Below are 18675 nucleotides of genomic sequence, written 5' to 3' on the forward strand. Positions count from 1 at the left end.
GGAGCCACTCATACGCGCTCCACCTCGCCTGCCGACACCGTGTACCGCGTACCCGCCAGCACGCCCGGAATGTCATCGTCCACCGCGGCCGTCACCAGCACCTGCTCACCAGGAGCCACCAGCTCTGCCAACCGCTCCCTGCGCCGCGCGTCCAACTCGGCAAAGACATCGTCCAGAACGAGCACCGGCTCATTGCCCTCGCTGCGCAGCAGATCGTACGAAGCCAGCCGCAGCGCCAACGCGTACGACCAGGACTCGCCATGGCTCGCGTACCCCTTGGCAGGCATACCGCGCAACCCGAGCAGCAGATCGTCACGGTGCGGGCCGACCAGCGTCACACCTCGCTCGATCTCCTGCTTACGCACCTCCGCGAGGGCGGCGATCAGCTGCTCGTACAGCTCGTCCCTAGTACGGGCCGGCTCCACGCCCGCGCCGACCGAACTGCGGTACTCCAAGGTCACGGGGCCACCGCCGGGCGCGACATCCGCGTACGCCTTGTCGGCCAGCGGCTGCAGGGCAGCGATCAGATCAAGCCGCTGCGCCAGCAGCTCCCCGCCCACCCGGCCCAGATGCTGGTCCCATACATCGAGGGTGGACAGATCCATCGACCGACCGCCGTGCCTGCGCGCCATCGCCGCGGACTTCAGCAGGGTGTTGCGCTGCTTCAGCACCCGCTCGTAGTCCGAGCGGACCCCCGCCATCCGCGGCGAACGCGCCGTTATCAGCTCGTCGAGAAAGCGCCGCCGCTCCCCGGGATCGCCCTTGACCAGCGCCAGATCCTCCGGCGCGAACAGCACCGTCCGTACGATCCCCAGCACATCACGCGGCCTGACCTGTGACGATCTGTTGATCCGGGCGCGATTGGCCTTGCCCGGGTTGAGCTCCAACTCGATCAGCTGGGAGCGTTCGCCCTGTGCGACAGCGGCCCGGATGACAGCCCGGTCCGCACCCATCCGTACCAGCGGCGCGTCGGAGGAGACGCGGTGGCTGCCGAGCGTCGCGAGGTAGCCGACGGCCTCGACGAGATTCGTCTTGCCCTGGCCGTTGGCACCCACGAACGCGGTGACGCCCGGATCGAGAGGTACCTCGACCCTGGCGTACGAGCGGAAGTCGGCCAGCGAGAGATGCGTGACATGCATGGGTGTACGCCGACCTTCCCGGCTTCCTGCTCCGTGCTCCGTAGCGCGGGCCGGAGTTGCTGGTCCGGCCCGCCTTGCGTTGCGGTTACTTCTTGTTCTCGACCGCGTGGCCACCGAACTGGTTGCGCAGCGCGGCGATCATCTTCATCTGCGGGGAGTCGTCCTGACGCGAGGCGAAACGCGCGAAGAGCGACGCAGTGATCGCGGGCAGTGGCACCGCGTTGTCGATCGCCGCCTCGACGGTCCAGCGGCCCTCGCCGGAGTCCTGCGCATAGCCGCGCAGGTTGTCGAGGTGCTCGTCGTCGTCCAGCGCGTTGACGGCCAGGTCGAGCAGCCAGGAGCGGATGACCGTGCCCTCCTGCCAGGAGCGGAAGACCTCGCGCACATCGGTGACGGAGTCGACCTTCTCCAGAAGCTCCCAGCCCTCGGCGTACGCCTGCATCATGGCGTACTCGATGCCGTTGTGGACCATCTTCGCGAAGTGGCCGGCGCCGACCTTGCCCGCGTGGACGGAACCGAAGTCACCCTCCGGCTTCAGGGCGTCGAAGATCGGCTGGACCTTCGCCACGTGGCCGGCGTCGCCGCCGTACATCAGCGCGTAGCCGTTCTCCAGGCCCCAGACGCCACCGGAGACCCCGCAGTCGACGAAGCCGATGCCCTTGATGCCCAGTTCGACCGCGTGCTTCTCGTCGTCGGTCCAGCGGGAGTTCCCGCCGTCCACGACGATGTCGCCGGGCGACAGCAGCGCGGCCAGCTCGTCGATCGTGGACTGCGTCGCCGCACCGGCCGGGACCATCACCCAGATGACCCGCGGGCCCTTCAGCTTGCCCACAAGCTCTTCGAGACTGTGGACATCGGAGACGTCCGGATTGCGGTCGTAACCCAGGACGGTGTGGCCTGCGCGGCGGATGCGCTCGCGCATGTTGCCGCCCATCTTGCCGAGGCCGACGAGACCGAGCTCCATCAAAGATTCCTTAAGCGTTGTGCCGATTCGTACCCAATAGCCGAGCCTACGCCCGGCCTGGGACAGGCCGGCGGGCATGCTCGGCGCTGAGCATGCCTGTCGGGATCTGCCGTGAGGGACCGACGGTCGTATCAGCCGGAGAGGCGGACCGGCATGATCAGGTACTTGTACGCGTCATCCGCCTCGGCATCCACCGCGGGCCGGCCGCTGAGCAGCGCGGGCTTGGTGGACGTCGTGAAGGAGAGCTGGGCGACCGGGGAGTCGATCGCGCTGAGCCCGTCGAGCAGGAACGTCGGGTTGAAGGCGATCGAGATGTCGTCGCCGTCCAGCACCGCGTCGACACGCTCCACAGCCTGTGCATCGTCGCTGGAACCGGCTTCCAGGATCAGCACACCCTGCTCGAAGCTGAGCCGCACCGGGGTGTTCCGCTCGGCGACGAGGGCCACACGCTTGACGGCCTCGACGAACGGGGCGGTCTCGATGACCGCGACCGAGTTGAACTCGGTGGGGAACAGCGTCCGGTACTTCGGCAGGTCGCCTTCGAGCAGTCGCGTGGTGGTTCGCCGGCCCGCACCCTCGAAGCCGATGAGGCCCTCGCCGGCACCCGAGCCGGACAGGGCCAGAGTCACCGTGTCACCACTGGTCAGCGCCTTGGCGGTGTCCAGCAGCGTCTTGGCGGGCACCAGGGCGACGGCCGAGGCGTCCGGGTTCTCCGGCTTCCACAGGAACTCGCGGACCGCGAAGCGGTAGCGGTCGGTGGAGGCCAGGGTGACCGTGTCGCCCTCGATCTCGATCCGCACACCGGTCAGGACGGGCAGTGTGTCGTCGCGGCCCGCTGCGATGGCGACCTGGGCGGCTGCGGAAGCGAAGACCTCGCCGGGGACCGTGCCCGTCGCGGTCGGCATCTGCGGCAGTGCCGGGTACTCCTCCACAGGAAGGGTGTGGAGTGTGAATCGCGAAGAGCCGCAGACCACCGTGGCCCGTACACCGTCGGTGGAAATCTCCACCGGGCGGTTGGGAAGGGCGCGGCAGATGTCGGCGAGCAGTCGGCCGGAGACCAGCACCGTGCCGTCCTCCTCGACCTCGGCATCGACCGAGACCCGGGCCGAGACCTCGTAGTCGAAGCTCGAGAAGCTGAGGGCCCCGTCCTCAGCCTTCAGCAGAAGGCCCGCAAGAACGGGCGCCGGCGGACGGGCCGGAAGGCTGCGAGCCACCCAGGCCACCGCCTCCGCGAGTACATCGCGCTCCACCCGGATCTTCACCGGAACCGCCTCCTGCTGTTGCTCGCTCGCCCTGCTGGCCTTCGTCGTCTGGTCGGGGTCACTCCGCCGATGGCAGGAGGAGGACGCCGGGGACCAGTCTGACGTACGGCACCGACACTCGGTGCTGCTCGGGGTCAAGTCGCGACAAGAGGTTCGGGGAGCTCCGGCATCAAGTTGTGCACAGGCCCCACTTCGAAGCAGATTCCCAGCTAACTCTAAGTGGCAGTAGTAGTAGGGGCTGTGGAAACCGTGGATAACGTCGTTTCCGCAGGTCAGGCCCCATTTTTTGTCCACCGACCCTGTGGGTGGCACCGGTGGACAACCCGGTGTTTCTGTGGACACGCGAAAGTTCTGCACACCCGATGCACAGGGCGGGGGTGTTTCTCCCCAGGGCTGTCCCCAGCTTTACCCAGGTTCCCCACAGCCCAACCAGCCTCCTTGGTGTGACGCCTTTCACTCTGCGCGGTGAAAGGCGGTGTCGCGTTGCCGAACAGTGGACAGGGGTGTGGAGAAGCTGGGGACAACATGGCTCTGCCTGTGGGCCGCCAGTGGACAACATCGGATGCCCCTTGTGGACGAATATTCTGTCCACAGGCTGTGGATCACTGTTGGCCACAAATCCCCAGGCCCTTGACCTGGCCTGATGAAGTATCGGCCGCCGCCCCTGTGGAAGCAGTATGGACAACTTCGTGGTCCCCAGGCTGTGGAGGGCGAATTCTCCCGAGATCTGTGGAGAACCCCAGGTCGGCGGCGTGTATTCGAACACCGGGGTCGCGACGGAGACGCACGGAAGCCCTTCGAAGCGGTCTCGGACGCGCTCCGGACGCCCTTCGGAAGCGCTCATGGGGCCCATCGAGACGGTGCAGAGATGCATGGAGAGGTCTCAGAAGCCCCCTGGAGGAGCTCGGGAGACCTTCGCGGGCGTCCCGAAACGACGAAGGGCGCCCCGAGGACTGTGTGAGAGTCCGTCCGGGGCGCCCGTCCGACGCCGTGCAGAGAACGTGACAGATGCCGTCCGGCGCTCCGTCAGCCGTTCTTGATGCGGTTGGTGAGTTCGGTGACCTGGTTGTAGATGGAGCGCCGCTCCGCCATCAGCGCACGGATCTTGCGGTCCGCGTGCATCACGGTCGTATGGTCGCGACCACCGAACTGCGCACCGATCTTGGGCAGCGAAAGATCCGTCAGCTCGCGGCAGAGGTACATCGCGATCTGGCGAGCCGTCACCAGAACCCGGCTGCGCGAGGATCCGCAGAGATCCTCCACGGTCAGACCGAAGTAGTCCGCGGTCGCCGCCATGATGGCCGATGCCGTGATTTCCGGAGCCGAGTCCTCGCCGCCCGGGATCAGGTCCTTGAGCACGATCTCGGTGAGCCCGAGGTCCACCGGCTGCCGGTTGAGGCTGGCGAAGGCCGTCACCCGGATCAGTGCGCCCTCCAGCTCGCGGATGTTGCGCGAGATGCGGGACGCGATGAACTCCAGGACCTCCGGCGGGGCGTTGAGCTGCTCCTGCACAGCCTTCTTGCGGAGGATCGCGATCCGCGTCTCCAGCTCCGGCGGCTGCACATCGGTGGTCAGCCCCCACTCGAAGCGGTTCCGCAGCCGGTCCTCCAGGGTGACCAGCTGCTTGGGCGGCCGGTCGGAGGACAGCACGATCTGCTTGTTGGCGTTGTGGAGCGTATTGAAGGTGTGGAAGAACTCCTCCTGCGTCGACTCCTTGCTCGCCAGGAACTGGATGTCGTCGACCAGCAGGATGTCCACATCGCGGTACCGCTTGCGGAAGGTGTCGCCCTTGCCGTCGCGGATCGAGTTGATGAACTCGTTGGTGAACTCCTCGGAGCTCACGTAGCGCACCCGGGTGCCGGGGTAGAGGCTCCGCGCGTAGTGCCCGATGGCATGCAGCAGATGGGTCTTGCCGAGCCCCGACTCCCCGTAGATGAAGAGGGGGTTGTATGCCTTCGCGGGTGCCTCGGCGACGGCGACGGCGGCCGCGTGCGCGAACCGGTTGGACGCGCCGATGACAAAGGTGTCGAAGAGGTATTTCGGGTTCAGCCGGGCATGCGGCTCGCCGGGACCGGGTGCGGGTGCGGGCTGTGCGCCCATCGGCCCGGTGACGCCTCCGGGGCGTCCGGTGCCGGGACCGCCCTGCCGGTGCTGGGGCTCGGGCATGTCGTGGCGCTCGGGGCGCTGCTGCTCGTAACCCTGGCGCTCGGGCGGCTGCGACCGGTAGCCGTGCTGCGGCTGTTGCGGACGGTAGTCGTGCTGCTGCTCACGCCACTGCTCCGCGGACGTGTCGCGCTCCTGGAAACCGCCGAGCCGGGGCTGCTGCCAGGAAAGATCCTCAGAGGTGCGCGGCCAGGCGCCCGGCTCGGGGCGCTGCTGCTGGTAGTCGGGGTAGGCCGGCCGGGCCGTCGGCATGCCGTCGTCCGTGGGCCGGTGGCCGTAACCCTCGTACGCGTCGTTGTGCTGCCGCTCGTCGTGCTGCGGTCCCTGGTAGCGGTGCTGCGGCTGCTGGGACTGGTGCATCGGGGGCGCCGGCGGGTTCGGCGGTTCGCCCGCGGAGTCGTCGACGGTGATCGCGATCCGGATCGGGCGGCCGCACTCCCGGCTCAGCGTTTCGCTGATGAGCGGCGCTAGCCGGCCCTCCAGGACACGCTTGCCCCATTCGTTGGGGACGGCGAGCAGCGCAGTGTCGGCGACGAGTGCGAGCGGCTGGCAGCGCTCGATCCACTGCTTGTCCTTCGGCTCGATGCCCTGCTGGCCCTCCCCGAGGAGCTGCTCCAGCACTCGTGGCCACACTGCGGCAAGATCGGCAGGTACGTCAGCCACAAGGCACGCTCTCTCGCTGGTCCCACGAATATGTGGTTCTCGGGACGGGATGGGTAAGGCCCGGCAGGCGGGAAGAAAAAGAACCGGAGTTCAGCCACGGTAGTCAGGCCGACCCGCGTCGTTCAAGTTGTTGTCCACAGGCTGTGTACAGCGCGGGTCGTGGTAAGGCCGTCGCAGGGCCACCGCGGAGCCGGTTTGACCGGATGGCGTAGCCGCGCGTACCGTGACCAGGTCGAGTTGTCGATGGCTGCTGCCGCCTGCCTCCGATGGGCAAAGATCACGATCAGTGATTGTGAAGCGGTGCACTAAGGCGTTTACGCGAGTCTCTCGTGGGCGCACGGTGACAGCCAGGCGATGTCCCGCCAACACACAATCATTTCTGGAGCCCCCGAGTGAGCAAGCGCACCTTCCAGCCGAACAACCGTCGTCGCGCGAAGACCCACGGCTTCCGGCTGCGTATGCGCACCCGTGCCGGCCGCGCGATTCTCGCGTCCCGCCGTGGCAAGGGTCGCGCCAACCTGTCCGCCTGATCGCGTACAGGTCATGACGTGCTGCCTACCGAGAATCGGCTGAGGCGGCGCGAGGACTTCGCGACCGCAGTACGTCGAGGACGCCGGGCCGGCCGCCCGCTACTCGTCGTCCATCTACGCAGCGGTGCAACGGACCCGCACGTGACTGGGGAGAGTGCTCCCCCGCCGCGTGCGGGTTTCGTTGTCAGCAAAGCCGTGGGTGGAGCGGTCGTCCGCACAGCGGTGAAGCGCAGGCTTCGCCATCTGGTCCGCGAACGACTGGCCCTGCTGCCCCCCGGTAGCCTGGTTGTCGTACGAGCGTTGCCCGGATCGGGTGACGCCGACCATGAACAGCTGGCCCGAGACCTGGATGCCGCCCTTCAGCGGCTGCTGGGAGGGGGCGCGCGATGAAGTACCCGCTGCTGGCTCTCATCAAGCTGTATCAGTGGACGATCAGCCCACTACTCGGGCCCGTCTGCCGTTACTACCCGTCGTGTTCCCACTATGGATATACGGCGATCGACCGGCACGGAGCGATCAAGGGAACGGCGCTGACCGCATGGCGCATCCTGCGATGCAATCCGTGGTCACCCGGCGGCGTGGATCACGTTCCGCCACGCAAACGCCCGCGTTGGCACGAACTGCTGCGTAACGCAATACGTGGCAGCAAGGGCGGGGACTCCGCCGCTGATGTGCCTCCTGGGGGGACGGTCTCCGAACCCCCTAGCCCGGCCTCAGAGACCTCGCCCAAAGCTCAAGGAGCCTGATTAGTGGACACGATTGCCAGTCTGTTCAGCTTTATCACCTACCCCGTTTCGTGGGTCATCGTCCAGTTCCACAAGCTGTACGGAGCGATCTTCGGCGATGACACGGGTTGGGCCTGGGGCCTGTCCATCGTGTCCCTGGTGGTGCTGATCCGGATCTGTCTGATCCCGCTTTTTGTTAAGCAGATCAAGTCGACCCGGAACATGCAGGTGCTCCAGCCGAAGATGAAGGCGATCCAGGAGCGCTACAAGAGCGACAAGCAGCGTCAGTCCGAAGAGATGATGAAGCTGTACAAGGAGACGGGTACCAACCCGCTCTCCTCGTGCCTTCCCATCCTGGCGCAGTCGCCGTTCTTCTTCGCCCTGTATCACGTGCTCTCGGCCATCGCCTCGGGCAAGACGATCGGTGTCATCAACCAGCCGCTGCTGGACAGTGCCCGGCAGGCACACATCGTCGGCGCTCCGTTGGCTGCAAAGTTCACCGACAGTGCGTCGGAGGTCGCCGCGCTCGGTGCCTCGCTGACCGACGTCCGCGTCGTCACCGCGGTCATGATCGTGATGATGTCGGCGTCGCAGTTCTTCACCCAGCGTCAGCTGATGACGAAGAACGTCGACCTGACGGTCAAGACGCCGTACATGCAGCAGCAGAAGATGCTGATGTACGTCTTCCCCCTGATCTTCGCTGTCATGGGCATCAACTTCCCCGTCGGTGTCCTCGTCTACTGGCTGACCACCAACGTCTGGACCATGGGTCAGCAGATGTACGTGATCAACCAGAACCCGACCCCGGGCAGCAAGGCGCAGGACCAGTACCTGGGACGTCTGCTGAAGAGCGTCACCGCTCACGGTGAGGTGCGCGGCAGGACCAAGCGCAACACCGTCAAGCGGATCGTCTCGAAGGGTTCGGACCGCAACGACATCGAGCGGAAGTTCATCGCCGGACTGGCCAAGCTCGGCCTCGCCGCCCAGGAGGACGGCATGGTGACCAAGAGCGACACCGCTGTTGCCGAGGCCGAGGGCGGAGCCGCGCAGAAGCGCCAGCAGCCCAAGCGCCAGACCAAGGCGAAGCGTCAGAGCGGTGCGGCCCAGCAGGGCGCGGCGAAGGAGGCCGATTCCACCGAGTCGGAGCCCAAGACTTCGCTGGAGAAGCAGGACGCACCGCAGGACGACAAGCCCACGCCGGCGGGCAAGCCCGCGTCCGGCTCCTCACGCCAAGCCAAGTCCGGACAGCGCAAGGGTCCGCAGCGGCCCAAGCACCCGTCCAAGAAGTAAGAAGGAGTCCATCCGTGACGGAAGGCACCACCTCCACGGCCGCTGAGGGCAGCGACACCTTGACCCGCCTCGAGCAGGAAGGGGAGATTGCAGCCGACTACCTCGAGGGCCTGCTCGACATCGCCGATCTCGACGGTGACATCGACATGGATGTCGAGGCGGACCGGGCCGCGGTCTCGATCATCAGTGAATCGGCACGTGAACTGCAGAAGCTCGTGGGCCGCGACGGTGAGGTGCTGGAGGCGCTCCAGGAGCTGACGCGACTGGCCGTGCACCGGGAGACCGGTGACCGCAGTCGGCTGATGCTGGACATCGCGGGCTTCCGGGCCAAGAAGCGCGAGGTCCTCGCGGAGCTGGGTGCCAAGGCCGCGGACGAGGTCAAGCAGACCGGTGAGCCGGTCAGGCTGGACCCGATGACGCCGTTCGAGCGCAAGGTTGTGCATGATGCGGTTGCGGCCGCAGGTCTGCGCAGTGAGTCGGAGGGCGAGGAGCCGCAGCGCTTCGTCGTCGTTCTCCCGGCCTGACCGGACCCTTGTTCTGTCGGCCCCGTCTGTTCGCAGGCGGGGCCGATCTTTGTCAGCCTGATAGTCAGCCACCCACAGTGCGGTAGTGCGGTACGGAAGGACGGTTCCCGTGACGGCGGAGGTAGAACTTCCCCAGGCGCCCGAAGAGGCGCGGGCGGTTTTCGGTGAGCTCTTCCCGGAGGCTGTCCGGTACGCGGAACTGCTTGCCGATGCCGGGGTCAAGCGAGGGCTGATCGGTCCTCGTGAGGTGCCGCGGTTGTGGGAGCGGCACCTGCTGAACTGTGCGGTGCTCTCCGAGGTCGTGCCCGAGGGTGTCACGGTCTGCGATGTGGGCTCCGGCGCGGGTCTCCCGGGTATTCCGTTGGCGCTGGTGCGTCCGGATCTGAAGATCACCTTGCTGGAGCCGCTGCTTCGGCGGACGAATTTCCTTCAGGAAGTGGTCGAGCTGCTGGGGCTGGACCACGTGACGGTCGTCCGCGGCCGGGCCGAGGAGGTCCTGGGGACGCTGCAGCCGGTTCATGTTGTGACCGCTCGCGCTGTGGCGCCGCTCGATCGGCTGGCGGGCTGGGGCGTGCCACTGCTGCGTCCGTACGGAGAGATGCTTGCGCTCAAGGGCGATACCGCCGAGGAGGAGATCAGCGGCGCGCGTGCGGCCTTGAGCAAGCTCGGCGTGGTGGACACCGAGGTGCTGCACGTCGGTGAGGGCGTGGTCGAACCGATGTCCACTGTGGTGCGAGTGGTGGTCGGTGAGAGCCCGGGCGGTGTGAGGTTCGCCGCAAAGAGGGCGAAGGCTGCCAGGGTCAGCCGTACGCGGCGGCGTCGCTGAGCCCGTGTCGTAACGCTGCGACATGGCCTGTTACGTGCGGTTCGCGCCGTTTACCAGTGATGCTCCGCGCAAGCGGCCATATGTACCGCATGCGGAGTGTCGTGCCCCTGTAGCTACGCTGCAGGGGCATCGTGTTTCACGTGAAACGTCGCTCTCTGCTGCATGGAATCATCAGTCGCGGTCGCGCGGCTGCCGCGCCGCGGCATCGCAAGCCCGTTAGGGCTACGGGGTTGTCCACAGAAGTGGATTCATCCACAGAAGAGTGGGCCTCGCTGGTTCGCGACCCCGAAAGCATGGCAGGCTCTGCTCATTGCGAGCCTGAAGTCGAGGAGAGTGAATCCGTGCGGTCCGACGCCAACATCGCGGGACCGATGGCCGATCCGGTCCCCGGTCCCCGAACCGAATCGGCGGGGGACGGTGTTTCACGTGAAACACCACCGCCGATGGATGACACACCCATCGGTCGTGCGGCCCAACTGGCCGTCGAGGCCCTCGGCCGTGCCGGCGAGGGGCTGCCCCGTCCTGACCAGACGCGCGTCATGGTGGTGGCCAACCAGAAGGGTGGGGTGGGCAAGACCACTACGACGGTCAACCTCGCCGCCTCGCTGGCCCTTCACGGCGCACGCGTTCTCGTGGTCGACCTCGACCCGCAGGGCAACGCCTCCACGGCACTGGGCATTGATCACCATGCCGAAGTCCCCTCCATCTATGACGTCCTGGTCGAGAGCAAGCCGCTCTCCGACGTGGTTCAGCCCGTCCCGGACGTCGAAGGTCTCTTCTGCGCCCCCGCCACCATTGATCTCGCCGGTGCGGAGATCGAGCTGGTGTCGCTGGTGGCGCGGGAGAGTCGCCTGCAGCGGGCGATTCAGGCGTATGAGCAGCCGTTGGACTACATCCTCATCGACTGCCCGCCTTCGCTCGGTCTACTGACGGTCAATGCCCTGGTTGCGGGCGCCGAGGTACTGATTCCTATTCAGTGCGAGTACTACGCGCTGGAGGGACTGGGGCAGCTACTGAGGAACGTCGACCTCGTTCGAGGGCACCTCAACCCCGATCTGCATGTGTCGACGATCCTGCTCACCATGTACGACGGCAGGACCAGGCTCGCTTCCCAGGTAGCGGAGGAGGTGCGCAGCCACTTCGGTAAGGAGGTGCTGCGCACAAGCATTCCTCGATCCGTGCGGATCTCGGAGGCACCGAGCTACGGGCAGACCGTCTTGACCTACGACCCGGGTTCCAGCGGGTCCCTGTCGTATCTTGAAGCCGCTCGTGAGATCGCGTTTCGGGGGGTCGGGGTGCATTACGAGGCTCAGCATGCCCAGACGGGCAGCCAGAACAGCCAGCAGAACATTTCGGAGGGGATCCAGTGAGTGAGCGTCGTAGAGGGTTGGGGCGTGGGCTCGGTGCACTGATTCCCGCTGCCCCGCAGGAACGTCAGGTGCCGGCCTCCGGAGCGGGTTCGGACTCGCAGGGCGTGATCCCGGTGATGACCACCGAGCGAGGCGTGGCCGCCGCGAAGGTGACCACACTCACGGCCGCTCCCGTGGTGCCGGAGCCGAGTACACCCGCAGAGTCCGAGTCGTCCGCGGAGCCGACGGATGCCGCAGGGGCGTACTTCGCCGAGGTCCCTATCGGATCCATCACCCCGAACCCTCGTCAGCCGCGTGAAGTGTTCGACGAGGACGCGCTTGCGGAGCTGGTCACCTCCATCAAGGAGGTCGGCCTGCTCCAGCCCGTAGTCGTACGGAAGCTGGGGCCGGAACGCTACGAGCTCATCATGGGCGAGCGGCGCTGGAGGGCCTGCCGTGAGGCCGGTCTGGAGCGGATCCCGGCTATTGTCCGGGCCACGGACGACGAGAAGCTGCTTCTGGACGCGCTCCTGGAGAACCTGCACCGGGCTCAACTGAACCCGCTGGAGGAGGCAGCCGCGTACGACCAGCTGCTCAAGGACTTCAAGTGCACGCATGACCAGCTGGCCGACCGGATCGGGCGCTCCCGTCCGCAGGTGTCCAACACGCTGCGGCTGCTACGTCTGTCTCCGCCGGTGCAGCGCAGGGTGGCTGCCGGGGTGCTGTCCGCCGGTCACGCGAGGGCACTGCTGTCCGTGGACGACTCCGAGGAGCAGGACCGGCTGGCCCATCGCATCGTGGCCGAGGGGCTCTCAGTGCGAGCGGTCGAGGAGATCGTGACGCTGATGAGCTCCCGCCCCAGCAGTACCCCCAAGTCCAAGGGGCCTCGCGCCGGCGGCCGGTTGTCGCCTGCGCTCTCCGACCTTGCTTCCCGGCTCTCCGACCGTTTCGAGACCAGGGTGAAGGTCGATCTCGGACAGAAGAAGGGAAAGATCGTCGTCGAGTTCGCCTCGATGGAAGACCTGGACCGCATTCTCGGCAGCCTGGCGCCAGGCGAAGGCCGCGTTCTGGAGCGGGGCCTGTCCGACGAGACTGCCGAGGACGGCGAGAGCTGACGTCCGGCTGAATGTCGGGGCGGGCCGTATTCCGGAACATGCCGGAATACAGCCCGCCCTTTGCTTTCTCACGGTATCGACTTCATCTCCGGGTGGATACGATTCGTTGTGGTATGGCACATCAGCTTGATCCACCTCGGCGGAGGAAGGGCCATGCGATCAGTGAGCCGCAGCCAACTGGTGACAGTGGGGCTGGGCCTGGGGGCTGTCGGAGGATTTGTCGGCGGCCTGCTCCGTGAACGGAGCGCATTGGCCGCCGCACGCGATGCGGCGGGCGAAGGAAGCGAGGAACAGCTTTCATGGGACGGCGGCTCGTACCGCTCACACTGGATAACCTTCCCGATCTCCCCAAGCGGTGCCGCTCGTGTGTCTTCTGGGAGCTTGATCCGGTCAGTGGGGAAGCTGCGATAAAGGCAGGGACCCCGGAGCTGGAGAAGGAAGCCTGGATCTCCGCCGTCCTTCTGGAATGGGGATCCTGCGGCCGTGTCGTCTACGTGGACGACGTGCCGGTCGGCTTCGTTCTCTATGCACCACCGGCGTACGTGCCGCGCTCGACCGCCTTTCCCACCAGCCCGGTGTCCCCCGACGCCGTGCAGTTGATGACTGCTTGGATCACGCCCGGCTACCAGGGCCAGGGACTGGGGCGCGTCATGGTGCAGACCGTCGCCAAGGATCTGCTGCGACGGGGATTCAAGGCGATCGAGGCGTTCGGGGATGCCCGGTGGAAGGAGCCCGCGTGTGTGCTCCCGGCGGACCATCTGCTGGCGGTGGGCTTCAAGACCGTACGTCCGCATCCGGTGCATCCACGGCTGAGACTGGAGTTGCGCACGACGCTCTCGTGGAAGGAAGACGTCGAACTGGCGCTGGACCGGCTGCTCGGTGCCGTACAGAAGGAGCCGGCACTGCGTCCGCTGTGATCGGAGACCCCACGAGAACGTGAAACGGGTCCATCCCCAAGGGATGGACCCGTTTCACGTGAAACAGCCGACCGTGGTGCTACTCGGCGATAAAGCCTTCGAGGTCGCGGAGGATGGCGGCCTTCGGCTTGGCTCCGACGATGGTCTTGGCGACCTCGCCGCCCTGGTACACGTTCAGCGTCGGGATCGACATCACGCCGTACTTGGCAGCGGTGGCCGGGTTCTCGTCGATGTTGAGCTTGACGATTTCGATCTTGTCGCCGTGCTCGGCCGCGATTGCCTCCAGAGACGGGGCGATCTGGCGGCACGGACCGCACCATGCGGCCCAGAAGTCCACGAGTACGGGCTTCTCGCTCTTCAGGACGTCCTCGTCAAAGGAGTCGTCAGTCACGTTCTTCAGGGCGCCGGCCACGGCGGCCTCCTTAACTTTGCGGGGTGTGGGGTGAGAGGCGTGGATCAGACGGTGGCCGCAGCGGCCTTCTCCTCGTCGGCGAGCGCAGAGAGGAAGCGCTCGGCATCGAGGGCGGCGGAGCAGCCGGTGCCGGCAGCGGTGATGGCCTGCCGGTAGGTGTGGTCGACGACGTCGCCGGCACCGAAGACACCGGTCAAGTTGGTGCGCGTCGACGGAGCACTGACCTTGAGGTAGCCCTCGTCGTCGAGGTCGAGCTGACCCTTGAAGAGCTCCGTACGCGGGTCGTGGCCGACAGCGATGAAAAGGCCGGTGACCGCGAGCTCGGACGTCTCGCCGGTCTTGGTGTTGCGCAGCGTCAGACCGGAGAGCTTCTGCTCGCCGTGGACACCGGCAACCTCACTGTCCCAGGCGAACTTGATCTTCGGGTCGGCGAAGGCCCGGTCCTGCATGGCCTTGGAAGCCCGCAGCGAGTCCCGGCGGTGGACGATTGTGACCGACTTGGCGAAGCGGGAGAGGAACGTTGCCTCTTCCATGGCCGTGTCGCCACCGCCGACCACGGCGATGTCCTGGTCCTTGAAGAAGAAGCCGTCACAGGTCGCGCACCAGGAGACACCACGTCCGGAGAGGGCGTCCTCGTTCGGCAGGCCGAGCTTCCGGTGCTGAGAGCCGGTGGTGACGATGACGGCCTTGGCGCGGTGCACCGTGCCCGCCGTGTCGGTGACGGTCTTGATGTCACCGGCCAGATCGACGGCAACCACATCGTCGGGGATGAGCTCGGCGCCGAACCGCTCCGCCTGGGCGCGCATGTTGTCCATGAGCTCGGGGCCCATGATCCCGTCCTGGAAGCCCGGGAAGTTCTCCACGTCGGTGGTGTTCATCAGGGCGCCACCAGCGGTCACGGCGCCCTCGAACACCAGAGGCTTCAGCGACGCGCGCGCGGTATAGAGGGCCGCGGTGTAGCCCGCAGGGCCGGAGCCGATGATGATCACATTACGGACGTCGCTCACGGGTTTCTTCCTCGTCTCTGCAGACTGCCTACTGTCCACGCCTGATGGGGTCGGTTCAACGACTCACACCCCACCCAACGGATCCTACGGGGGATGCATTCCCGACGTGCCGGAGCGGCGCCCGGCACGCTTCTCAGGGGCGGGCGTAGGTGTGGGTCAGAAGGAGCTTGCCCTTGCCCGTGGGGTCTGCGTCGACACAGCCGGCATCCATGACATAGGCCTGGACGAGCGTCGCGTTGGTCCGGTGCGGCAGGACTACGAGGTAGGCGTGCGTTCCCTCGTAGGTGCCTTCTTCGATGGCGAGAGCGGCAGTCCTTCGTCCGATGCCCTGCTGGATGCAGGCGGGGACTGTCACGGCGGGCGTGCGCAGCGGCGTTTTGGGCGAGGGGGGTGGGGGGGACTCAGTATCGGGCGTCGACTGCATCTCGACGGACGGCGCCCGCTTTTCGTCGGATTCGCCTGAGGCGGGCATGCCGGTGCTGTTCAGGAGCGCTTCCACGCGTCGGCTGAGCGGAGAACCCGAGAACGCGTTCACCCCGTCCTCGGGGGCGCTGACGCCACTGTCCGCAGACTTGGCCTTGCTGGCCCCTGCAGAGTCAGCGGAATTCTGGACTGCCTGCAGCATGAGGACGCTCACGCCGACGATGGCCGCCCCGACGGCTGTGCCGAGAACGATGCCGCGGCGCCGTCGGCGTGCGGGTCGGCGACCGGGGCCGGTGGTGGCCCGCGGGTGTCCCGTAGGACGGTCCGCGACGGTGGGCTGTGTCTCCCGGGCCGGTGTCTCCTGGCCCTCTGTCTCCTGATCTCCGGCTTCCTGACCGTGTTCCACGACGGCCTCTGTTTCACGTGAAACATCTGCCGCGTCGTCCGAGGCGCGAAGTGGTTCGGCGGCCAGTGCGGCATCGATGCGGTCTGCGATGTCGTCGGGCATGCGCTCAGGAGCAGGCAGGGCGCCGAGGAGCCCACGGATCTCTTCGAGAGAGACCAGGACCTCTGCACAGATGCCGCACCCGTCCACGTGACGGCGTACTTCCGCCGTGCGGGACGGAGACAGCAGTCCTTCGGTGAGATCGGAGATCTCCGAGACGTCCGGGTGCTGCGTCGTGTCTGCCATTGATGTCATGTGTGTCCACCTCCGCCCTTCACTCCGGCAGGATCACTGGTTCCTGAGTCACTCGGCCCCGACGCGGGTGGGACGGATGCTCTCTGCGTCCGGTTCCTTCCTGGGCTGAGTTCACCGGCCTCTCCGCCCTCGCTGCGCAGATGGACGAGCAGAGGAGCGAGCCGGGCCCGGCCTCGCGCGCAGCGGCTCTTCACCGTGCCGGTCGGTACGTCGAGGATGCGGGCGGCTTCGGCCACGGGGTAGCCCTGCATGTCCACGAGGACAAGCGCGGCACGCTGTTCGGCGGGAAGGGTGCCGAGCGCTGCCAGAAGTTCACGGTGCAGATCCTGGCGTTCGGCAGGCGCTTCGGCGGATTCGTGAGGCTCAAGGAGCTGCTCGAGCCGCTCGGTGTCGTCGACCGGTGAGGTCTTGCGTGTGGCGGCTTTACGGACCCGGTCGAGGCATGCGTTGACAGTGATGCGGTGCAACCAGGTGGTGACGGCGGACTGGCCACGGAAAGTGTGGGCGGCCCGGAAGGCGGAGACCAGGGCGTCCTGGACCGCATCGGCCGCTTCCTCACGGTCCCCCAGGGTCCGTAGTGCCACAGCCCACAGCCGGTCCCGGTGGCGTCGGACGAGCTCACCGAAAGCATCCGGTTCACCGGCTACATGGCGAGCGAGGAGGTCTGAGTCGCTGAGTGGCTCTGACGGCTCGGAGGCCACCTCCCCTCCCTCCCTCTGTGCGTCGGGGCCGTCTGTCTATCACGATTCATATGCCCTGCGGCATAGAGATGAGGAAGATCGGTTCAGCGAGGGCTGCGGTCATCAGCAGCCGGGCATGCAGCAGGCCGGCAGGAAAGAAGGTCCCTGCCGGCCTGACCGGTCAGCCGAGTACGGAGATCTCCGAGATCCCGCCACGGAAGGAACTTGCCGACCCGTCCGGTGGGAGTTCGGTGATGTGGATCAGCACGTAGCGGGTGCGTACGGGCTTGGCGAGGCTCTTGTCCAGGTCTGCCCCGACCGTACCGAGCTTGGTGAGGCGCTGCGGGAAATCGGAGAGGGACGACGACGCGGATGCGCCCTTGGTGGCGGCGAGCACTTCGACCTTCTGCCCGCTGCGATACATCTTGATCTTGATGCCACTGACGTCCTGCACGCTGCCGAGGTCAACGACTATGCCGCTGCCCTGCTTGCGGTTCGGGAGGTTGCCGAAGTTGGCGTAGCCCTGGTACTGAAACGTGATCCAGGCGGTGTCGGACCTGCCGTCGACGGTCTTCGGTGCGTCCTCCTGCTTTATCCCCGAGCCATCGGGCATGAACTCCGTCGCCCCGGAGATCCGCAACGGCTTGGCCGGAGCAGAGGCGTCCTTGCCACCGTTCTCCGGATCCGTCTGTGTGGTTCCCGGGTCGTCCGTCTCCTTGCCGTGGTCGAGGAGCGTCTCCGCGAGCTGCCAGCTGCCGAGGCCCAGGGCCGCGATGAGGAGGGCTGACACGGCCCACTTGAGCGCCTTGCCGGTGCGACTCTGGAGCGGTGCCGGCGGTGTGGCCATCACGGGCTGCGTCGCGGGAACGCCGGGGCCGGCGGGCGGACGCCCGTAGCTGCCCTGCTGGTAGGTCGTGCGCTGGTACTCGGGCGGAGCCGTGAAGGTGGGCTCCGGCGGGCGGATGCGGGGCATCGCCGCGACCGCCTTGGCCAGCTCGTCCGGTGTGGTGCAGGGCTGCTCCTGCCGGGAGGCGGTGGCCCCGTCGTTGACGAGGGCGCGCATGGCGAGTTCGGAGAGGCCGCGGTGGACGCCGGCCCGCACCTGGTCGGGGGCGATCAGCCCCACACCCTTGGGGAGCCCCGTGAGACCGTAGGCATCGATCTCGTACGGCCAGCGCTGCGTCAATGCGGCATAGAGGAGGGCGCCGATCGCCTCGGTGTCCGCGCGCTGCGGACCGTCGGCGGTGATGCCGCGCAGGGCGGCATTCACGGCGAGGCCGCGGATCCGGTACTGGCCGGTCGAGCTCCGCAGTACTGCGCCCGGGGTGAGCCTCAGATGCGCGAGGCCCTCGCGATGCGCGGCCGCCATGGCCTGGGATACCTGGCTGACCAGTTGGTAGGCGTCGTGAGCGTCCATAGGACCGCCGGCCAGTAGAGCTGTGAGCTCGGTGGCGTCGGGGAGCCATTCGTGGACGACATAGACGAGGTCGTCCTCCTCGACGGCGTCGAGGACCTGCACGAAACGCGGGTCCCCGAGCAGCGCGGAGGACCGGGCTGCGGCCAGCACGGAACGGGCTCGTGGATGGTCCGCAGGGAGCAGATGTACACCCACTGCGCGGCGCAGTTTCTCGTCGACAGCACGCCAGCTGCTGAATCCGTCCAGACGGGTGACGCACTCCTCCAGCCGGTAGCGTCTGGCCAGTTTGTGACCGCTGTGCAGGTCCGGGGTCGCTGCGGCGGCTTCAGAGCTGCTTCGCTCACCGTCCGCGTCCTGGGGGCTTGTGCCCTCCGTGTCCTGGGTTTCTGTCGTCCCGTCGGTCGTGGCCTCGTCCGCCTTGGCGGTCAGCGGTTCATCACCGCTGTTGTCGGCCACGTCGACGGCAGCCGTGCTACGTTCCGCCACCGTCGTTCCTGCCTCCCCATCCGTTGCGCGATGCCAGCCAGCTCTGCACAGTCACGCCAATTGTGCCCACACTCCAGCGCTAT

The 18675-nt window shown here is 66.9% G+C and carries 18 protein-coding genes; 9 read left to right on the plus strand and 9 right to left on the minus strand.

All coding sequences use genetic code 11. The features are described from left to right. Positions 1 to 8: 8 nt before the first annotated feature. The 4 genes from recF to dnaA form a co-directional block, all read right to left on the minus strand. Positions 9 to 1139: a DNA replication/repair protein RecF gene (recF, locus tag ACIA8E_RS14050; protein ID WP_399297783.1), complete on the minus strand. Its 1131-nt coding sequence runs from the start codon at positions 1137 to 1139 to the stop codon at positions 9 to 11. A gap of 85 nt (positions 1140 to 1224) precedes the next feature. Further along, complete coding sequence (gnd, locus tag ACIA8E_RS14055; protein WP_399297785.1) at positions 1225 to 2103, minus strand: phosphogluconate dehydrogenase (NAD(+)-dependent, decarboxylating); 879 nt, start codon at positions 2101 to 2103, stop codon at positions 1225 to 1227. Between the two features lie 131 nt (positions 2104 to 2234). After that, on the minus strand, positions 2235 to 3365 hold the full coding sequence (dnaN, locus tag ACIA8E_RS14060) for a DNA polymerase III subunit beta (protein ID WP_030930479.1): 1131 nt from the start codon (positions 3363 to 3365) through the stop codon (positions 2235 to 2237). Positions 3366 to 4391: 1026 nt separating this feature from the next. Further along, entirely contained in the window at positions 4392 to 6191 is a 1800-nt protein-coding gene (dnaA, locus tag ACIA8E_RS14065) for a chromosomal replication initiator protein DnaA (RefSeq protein WP_399297787.1), read from the minus strand. A gap of 392 nt (positions 6192 to 6583) precedes the next feature. Between dnaA and rpmH the strand changes: the two genes are divergently transcribed. The 9 genes from rpmH to ACIA8E_RS14110 all read left to right on the plus strand — a co-directional run bounded on the left by rpmH (position 6584) and on the right by ACIA8E_RS14110 (position 13467). Continuing rightward, the gene (gene rpmH, locus ACIA8E_RS14070; protein WP_030930485.1) at positions 6584 to 6721 is read left to right on the plus strand and encodes a 50S ribosomal protein L34; all 138 of its coding nucleotides are present in this window, start codon (positions 6584 to 6586) and stop codon (positions 6719 to 6721) included. An 18-nt stretch (positions 6722 to 6739) separates the two neighbouring features. Continuing rightward, positions 6740 to 7111, plus strand: coding sequence for a ribonuclease P protein component (gene rnpA, locus ACIA8E_RS14075; protein ID WP_078852784.1), 372 nt, complete (start codon positions 6740 to 6742; stop codon positions 7109 to 7111). Further along, complete coding sequence (gene yidD / locus ACIA8E_RS14080) at positions 7108 to 7467, plus strand: membrane protein insertion efficiency factor YidD (RefSeq protein ID WP_078852785.1); 360 nt, start codon at positions 7108 to 7110, stop codon at positions 7465 to 7467. The genes rnpA and yidD overlap by 4 nt, the downstream gene beginning before the upstream one ends. A 3-nt stretch (positions 7468 to 7470) precedes the next feature. Then, the gene (yidC, locus tag ACIA8E_RS14085; RefSeq protein ID WP_399297790.1) at positions 7471 to 8736 is read left to right on the plus strand and encodes a membrane protein insertase YidC; all 1266 of its coding nucleotides are present in this window, start codon (positions 7471 to 7473) and stop codon (positions 8734 to 8736) included. A 14-nt stretch (positions 8737 to 8750) separates the two neighbouring features. Then, positions 8751 to 9260 (plus strand): protein jag, encoded by a 510-nt coding sequence (locus tag ACIA8E_RS14090; protein ID WP_399297792.1) that lies wholly within the window; start codon positions 8751 to 8753, stop codon positions 9258 to 9260. Between the two features lie 109 nt (positions 9261 to 9369). Then, positions 9370 to 10086, plus strand: coding sequence for a 16S rRNA (guanine(527)-N(7))-methyltransferase RsmG (gene rsmG / locus ACIA8E_RS14095; RefSeq protein ID WP_399297794.1), 717 nt, complete (start codon positions 9370 to 9372; stop codon positions 10084 to 10086). Positions 10087 to 10379: 293 nt separating this feature from the next. Continuing rightward, positions 10380 to 11456 (plus strand): ParA family protein, encoded by a 1077-nt coding sequence (locus ACIA8E_RS14100; RefSeq protein ID WP_399298143.1) that lies wholly within the window; start codon positions 10380 to 10382, stop codon positions 11454 to 11456. After that, positions 11453 to 12550: a ParB/RepB/Spo0J family partition protein gene (locus ACIA8E_RS14105; protein WP_399297796.1), complete on the plus strand. Its 1098-nt coding sequence runs from the start codon at positions 11453 to 11455 to the stop codon at positions 12548 to 12550. The genes ACIA8E_RS14100 and ACIA8E_RS14105 overlap by 4 nt, the downstream gene beginning before the upstream one ends. 299 nt (positions 12551 to 12849) lie before the next feature. Continuing rightward, complete coding sequence (locus ACIA8E_RS14110; RefSeq protein WP_313938240.1) at positions 12850 to 13467, plus strand: GNAT family N-acetyltransferase; 618 nt, start codon at positions 12850 to 12852, stop codon at positions 13465 to 13467. Positions 13468 to 13546: 79 nt separating this feature from the next. On the opposite strand, the gene trxA is transcribed toward ACIA8E_RS14110, so the two are convergent. The 5 genes from trxA to ACIA8E_RS14135 form a co-directional block, all read right to left on the minus strand. Then, the gene (trxA, locus tag ACIA8E_RS14115; RefSeq protein ID WP_030930508.1) at positions 13547 to 13879 is read right to left on the minus strand and encodes a thioredoxin; all 333 of its coding nucleotides are present in this window, start codon (positions 13877 to 13879) and stop codon (positions 13547 to 13549) included. Between the two features lie 44 nt (positions 13880 to 13923). Then, a complete protein-coding gene (gene trxB, locus ACIA8E_RS14120; protein WP_399297799.1) occupies positions 13924 to 14886 on the minus strand; it encodes a thioredoxin-disulfide reductase in 963 nt (320 codons plus the stop codon). Between the two features lie 133 nt (positions 14887 to 15019). Continuing rightward, positions 15020 to 16009: an anti-sigma factor family protein gene (locus ACIA8E_RS14125; protein WP_399297801.1), complete on the minus strand. Its 990-nt coding sequence runs from the start codon at positions 16007 to 16009 to the stop codon at positions 15020 to 15022. Next, positions 16006 to 16710, minus strand: a complete 705-nt coding sequence (gene sigM, locus ACIA8E_RS14130; protein WP_399297803.1) for an RNA polymerase sigma factor SigM — start codon at positions 16708 to 16710, stop codon at positions 16006 to 16008. Before sigM ends, ACIA8E_RS14125 begins: the two co-directional genes overlap by 4 nt. A 160-nt stretch (positions 16711 to 16870) precedes the next feature. After that, the gene (locus ACIA8E_RS14135; protein WP_399297804.1) at positions 16871 to 18592 is read right to left on the minus strand and encodes a serine/threonine protein kinase; all 1722 of its coding nucleotides are present in this window, start codon (positions 18590 to 18592) and stop codon (positions 16871 to 16873) included. Positions 18593 to 18675 lie beyond the last annotated feature (83 nt).

This window comes from Streptomyces sp. NPDC051664 (assembly GCF_044453545.1).
Taxonomy (GTDB): Bacteria; Actinomycetota; Actinomycetes; order Streptomycetales; family Streptomycetaceae; genus Streptomyces.

What these genes read in the sequence shown, in the direction of transcription:
- ACIA8E_RS14110 (WP_313938240.1), top strand. Translation starts at nt 12,850, where the DNA reads ATGGGACGGCGGCTCGTACCGCTCACACTGGATAACCTTCCCGATCTC.
- ACIA8E_RS14100 (WP_399298143.1), top strand. Translation starts at nt 10,380, where the DNA reads ATGGCAGGCTCTGCTCATTGCGAGCCTGAAGTCGAGGAGAGTGAATCC.
- yidD (WP_078852785.1), top strand. Translation starts at nt 7,108, where the DNA reads ATGAAGTACCCGCTGCTGGCTCTCATCAAGCTGTATCAGTGGACGATC.
- ACIA8E_RS14125 (WP_399297801.1), bottom strand. Translation starts at nt 16,009, where the DNA reads ATGACATCAATGGCAGACACGACGCAGCACCCGGACGTCTCGGAGATC.
- gnd (WP_399297785.1), bottom strand. Translation starts at nt 2,103, where the DNA reads ATGGAGCTCGGTCTCGTCGGCCTCGGCAAGATGGGCGGCAACATGCGC.
- recF (WP_399297783.1), bottom strand. Translation starts at nt 1,139, where the DNA reads ATGCATGTCACGCATCTCTCGCTGGCCGACTTCCGCTCGTACGCCAGG.